We start from the raw sequence: 4,662 nt of genomic DNA on the forward strand, positions 1-4,662 counted from the left end.
AGAAGTGGTGCGGCTACCATATTGGATACGCCTGTAATAGCGGTAACAAACCCTGCAACCAGTGCGATTCCTTCTGCGGAGCCGTACAGCTTCTGCACGTACAAAGGTAGCAAAGAAACTGTACTGATCATGGCAAACTGAAGTAAGAACGTCACGGTGAACAAAGCCGGAAGCTGAGGCGTATGGCTTAGCTCCTTTAATCCGGCAAGAACCGAAATTTGTGGAGTCCGTGCGGCTTCGGCTTTGCTGAAATTCTCCTTAACCAAAAACATTGCCATGAGAGAGGCTAGAAAAATAAGAGATCCTGTAATGTAAAAGATCGGTCTGAATCCGACCCAGTCAGCCAAAAATCCGCCTAGCAGTGGGCCGAGAATTGTGCCAGCCATTTGACCGGATTGCATAATTCCCATAGCAAATCCGGTTCGCTCTTTAGGAGTGGTGCCCGAAACTAGGGAAATAGATGCCGGATTGAAACCCGATATTGTACCGTTTAGCAGGCGAAGCGCCAGTAATTGCCATGGATGGGTGACCAAACCCATACACCCGACGACCAGAGCCATGCCGAAGCCTGAGCGAAGCAGCATGACTTTGCGTCCATATCGGTCGGCCAGCTTGCCCCATAATGGCTGGAATATAAACGAGGTCAAAAAGTTAGCAGCAAAAATAACTCCTGCCCACAGACCTATATCGTGCTCGCCCTTCACATGGAGGTCCTGAGCCAGATACAGAGCAAGGAACGGAGTAATCATTGTAATACCCGCATTGACCAGAAACTGACCAAACCAAAGCACAATGAGATTGATTTTCCACGTCTCCCACGTTTTCAATGTGCTTTCACTTCCTTTCTGCCATTCTCATCCTGTTGTAAAGGTACTTATTAATGTATAACTTTCCCGGAGCTTTAAAAAAGCCATTTCTCTAGTATAGCACACTTCATCGAAACTTTATCCAAATGTCATGGGTTTGTCATGGTTTGTTTGAGAGCGGCGGTTGTTACGACTCTTGAAAAAGGGCATAATTAAAATATAGTATTTATGATTCGAACTGGAGGCTGAAGTCATGACCTACAATGATACTTTTATCCGCGCTTGCCGCAAGCAGGCTGTGGATCATATTCCCGTATGGTACATGCGGCAGGCCGGAAGGTATGACCCTGAGTATCGCAAAATTAAAGAAAAATACACGCTGCTTGAAATATGTCGTCAGCCCGAGTTGGCCGCAGAAGTGACGTTGATGCCCGTGCGCAAGCTGGGAGTGGACGCTGCAATTTTATATTCCGATATTATGAATCCGGTAGCCTCGTTAGGGGTTGATTTTGATATTGTCAAAAATATTGGCCCGGTTATTGATAATCCGATCCGTTCAGCGGCAGACGTAGACAACTTGCGTCCGATTGATGTGGAACGTGATTTGGGTCATATTTTGGAAACGATCCGTATTTTAGACCGTGAGCTGAACGTGCCATTGATCACATTTGCTGGAGCGCCTTTTACTATTGCCAGCTATTTAATAGAAGGAAGACCCTCCAAGGGATATATTCGTACCAAAGCGATGATGTATGGAGAGCCTGAACTGTGGCATCGTCTGATGGGGAAGCTAAGAGATATGGTTATTACATATGTGCGGTCCCATATCGCTAACGGTGGCAAAGCTTTTCAATTGTTTGATAGCTGGGTAGGCGCACTTTCGCCTTATGATTTTCAAACTTTTGTATTGCCGACTATTGTGCGTATTTTCCATGAGTTATCTGATCTGAATGTGCCTAAAATTTATTTTCCGGGCGTAAGCTCCGGTGAATTGCTTCCGCATTTGAGCGGGGTAAAAGCCGATGTGATCGGACTGGACTGGCGGGTAAGTATACCTGAAGGCCGTCGTCGCTTGGGGAACCGTTTTGGTGTGCAGGGGAACCTGGACCCGTATGTGCTTACTGCCCCGATGGATGTGATCAAGCAGTATGCAAAAACGATCGTAGATGAAGGCATTCTGGAGCCTGGCTACATTTTTAATCTCGGTCACGGTTTATTTCCGGAAGCCTCGCTAGATAAGCTAAGAGAGCTTACCCATTATGTACACGAGTATTCTCGTTCTGTTTTGTCAAAAAATTAATACAACTAGAAAAGATAAGAGGGATCTGCTAATGAAAACCAAAGTGGGTGTACTGGTCATGTCCTACGGGACGCCGGAGAGTCTGGATCAGGTTGAAGCGTATTATACACATATTCGCCGTGGTCATGCTCCCTCACCGGAGCAGTTAAAGGAACTAAAGGATCGCTACGAAGCCATTGTGGGCGGCGTGTTTCCATTGCGTCAAAATACAGATCGACAGGTTCACAACCTGCAGGAAACCTTGAATCGGGAAAATCGCAACCCGGACATAGAACTTGTCTGTTATCAGGGGCTCAAACACGCCAAGCCGTTTATTGAGGACGGTGTCGCAGCAATGGTACAAGACGGCATTCGTACGGCAGTGGGTGTTGTGCTGGCTCCGCATTATTCCGTTATGAGTGTAGGTACTTATATCAAGCGTGCGCAGGCTAAGGCACATGAATTGGGTCTGGCGATATCATTTGTGGAGAGCTACCATCTCCATCCAAAGCTGATCAAGACGCTGACTGAGCGTGTAAACGCAAAACTGGCGCTTTTCGAAGAAGCTGGAGCCAAGCGGGACGAGGTTCGTGTTCTGTTCAGCGCGCACAGCTTGCCTGAGCGGATTTTGGCTATGGGCGATCCTTATGTGGAGCAATTAATGGCTACTTCGCAGGCTGTTGCCGATAAGGCGGGAATTACCAACTGGCAGTTTACGTGGCAAAGTGCCGGTCGCACAGCAGAGCCATGGCTGGGACCAGATATTTTGGATACCATGCATAGTCTTAAGGAAGAGCAAGTGGAGTATGTGCTGGCTGCGCCAGTCGGCTTTGTTTCTGATCACTTAGAGGTGTTATACGATCTGGATATTGAAGCACAGGCTTTGGCGAACGAATTGGATATGCGTTTTCAGCGTATTGATTCACTTAACAGTGACCCACTTTATATGGAGACGCTTAGTGATGTCATCATAGACCAATTGAAAAAGGGATGAGGACATAATGGAGCAAAAGGTACGAAATATTGCAATTGTAGGCGGAGGCCTGACCGGGCTTAGCACTGCTTTTTATGCACGGAAAATGTATAAAGAAGCCGGCTATACACCTCGAATTACGCTGGTGGAGAAAGCCCCTGTACTGGGCGGCAAAATTGAAACATTGCACAAAGATGGCTTTGTCATTGAAAAGGGGCCAGATTCTTTTCTGGCCCGTAAAACGGCCATGATTGACCTGGCCAAAGAGCTGGAGCTGGATCATGAACTGGTAAGCACAAACCCTGAGGCTAAAAAGACATATATTTTGCATGAAGGTCAGCTTCATCCGATGCCTCCTGGGCTGGTGCTGGGCATTCCAACAGAGCTGAAACCATTTTTACGTAGTGGTTTGATTTCTTTAGGTGGAAAAATGCGGGCTATGATGGATTTTGTCATTCCGCCTCGACGTGAACCTGGAGATGAGGCGCTGGGTGATTTTATTGAACGCCGACTGGGCAAAGAAGTGCTGGAAAATGTAACTGAGCCACTGCTGGCGGGAATCTATGCTGCCAACATGAAGACACTAAGTTTGCAGGCTACTTTTCCACAGTTTGCTGAGGTGGAGCAGCAATACGGAAGCCTCATTCACGGGATGAGGACAGGGCGGAAGCCAACTGAAACGCATACAGGTACGAAGAAAAGCGCCTTTTTGACTTTCCGTCAAGGCTTGCAAAGTTTGGTGCATGCATTGTTGAATGACTTGTATGACTGTGATTTACGCACCGGAATTGCTGTTACACAATTCACAAAGACGGCGGGACGTGAAGAAAGTCCCTATCGTGTGATGTTGGACAACGGGGAGACGCTGGAGGCGGACGATATTTTTATAACGACCCCTAACTTCGCTGCTGCCCCGCTATTGCAAGAGCATGTAAATGTGGCTGCACTGGAAGCTGTAAAATATGTATCCGTAGCGAACGTAGTCATGGCCTTTGATAAAACAGATATTGAGAACGTTTTTGATGGCTCCGGTTTTCTGGTTCCTCGCAAGGAAGGTCGCAGCGTGACCGCATGTACGTGGACGTCCGCCAAGTGGCTACATACCAGCCCGGACGATAAGGTACTGTTGCGTTGTTATGTAGGGCGTGCAGGAGCTGAGGAAACAGTAGAATTACCGGATAATGAGCTGATTGCGGTGGTACGTAAGGATTTGAAAGAGATGATGGGAGTTACAGCAACTCCGCTGTTCACGGAGATTACCCGTCTTCGTAACTCCATGCCGCAATATCCAGTGGGGCACCCACAGGCTATAGCTGATCTGCGGGAAGAGCTACGCAGTGCGATGCCAGGGGTGTACGTTTTAGGCGCTGGCTATGATGCGATCGGTTTGCCGGACTGCATTCGTCAGGCCAAGGAATGGGCCTCCAATGCTGTTCAAGTGGCACAGCAGGAAGCCGTCAAGGTATAGGTGTAAATCTTAAGTGATGAACCCTTCGCGATTCAGGCGAGGGGTTCTATTTATATTGAAATCTGATATATAATGGAGAAGGTGTGAAATTCGCCAGCTAATAAGGAATGCATGCATATGGAAAAGCATAGAAGGA

General features: G+C 47.6%; 4 protein-coding genes. 3 read left to right on the forward strand and 1 reads right to left on the reverse strand.

Annotated features, from left to right (window positions below):
* On the reverse strand, window positions 1-827 hold an 827-nt coding region (locus AC5V8P_RS23535), incomplete at its 3' end, for an MFS transporter (RefSeq protein ID WP_495473920.1).
* Between the two features lie 232 nt (window positions 828-1,059).
* On the opposite strand from AC5V8P_RS23535, the gene hemE reads away from it, so the two are divergent.
* From hemE to hemY, 3 genes are read left to right on the forward strand one after another with little or no spacing between them, the layout of a single operon-like run.
* Entirely contained in the window at window positions 1,060-2,106 is a 1,047-nt protein-coding gene (gene hemE, locus AC5V8P_RS23540; protein ID WP_064796166.1) for a uroporphyrinogen decarboxylase, read from the forward strand.
* Window positions 2,107-2,137: 31 nt separating this feature from the next.
* Window positions 2,138-3,079 carry a ferrochelatase gene (gene hemH, locus AC5V8P_RS23545; protein WP_064796165.1) on the forward strand — a complete coding sequence of 314 codons (942 nt, stop codon included), beginning with the start codon at window positions 2,138-2,140 and terminating at the stop codon, window positions 3,077-3,079.
* Between the two features lie 7 nt (window positions 3,080-3,086).
* Window positions 3,087-4,526, forward strand: a complete 1,440-nt coding sequence (gene hemY, locus AC5V8P_RS23550; protein WP_064796164.1) for a protoporphyrinogen oxidase — start codon at window positions 3,087-3,089, stop codon at window positions 4,524-4,526.
* The last annotated feature ends 136 nt before the right edge of the window (window positions 4,527-4,662 follow it).

This window comes from Paenibacillus sp. N119s (assembly GCF_059447605.1).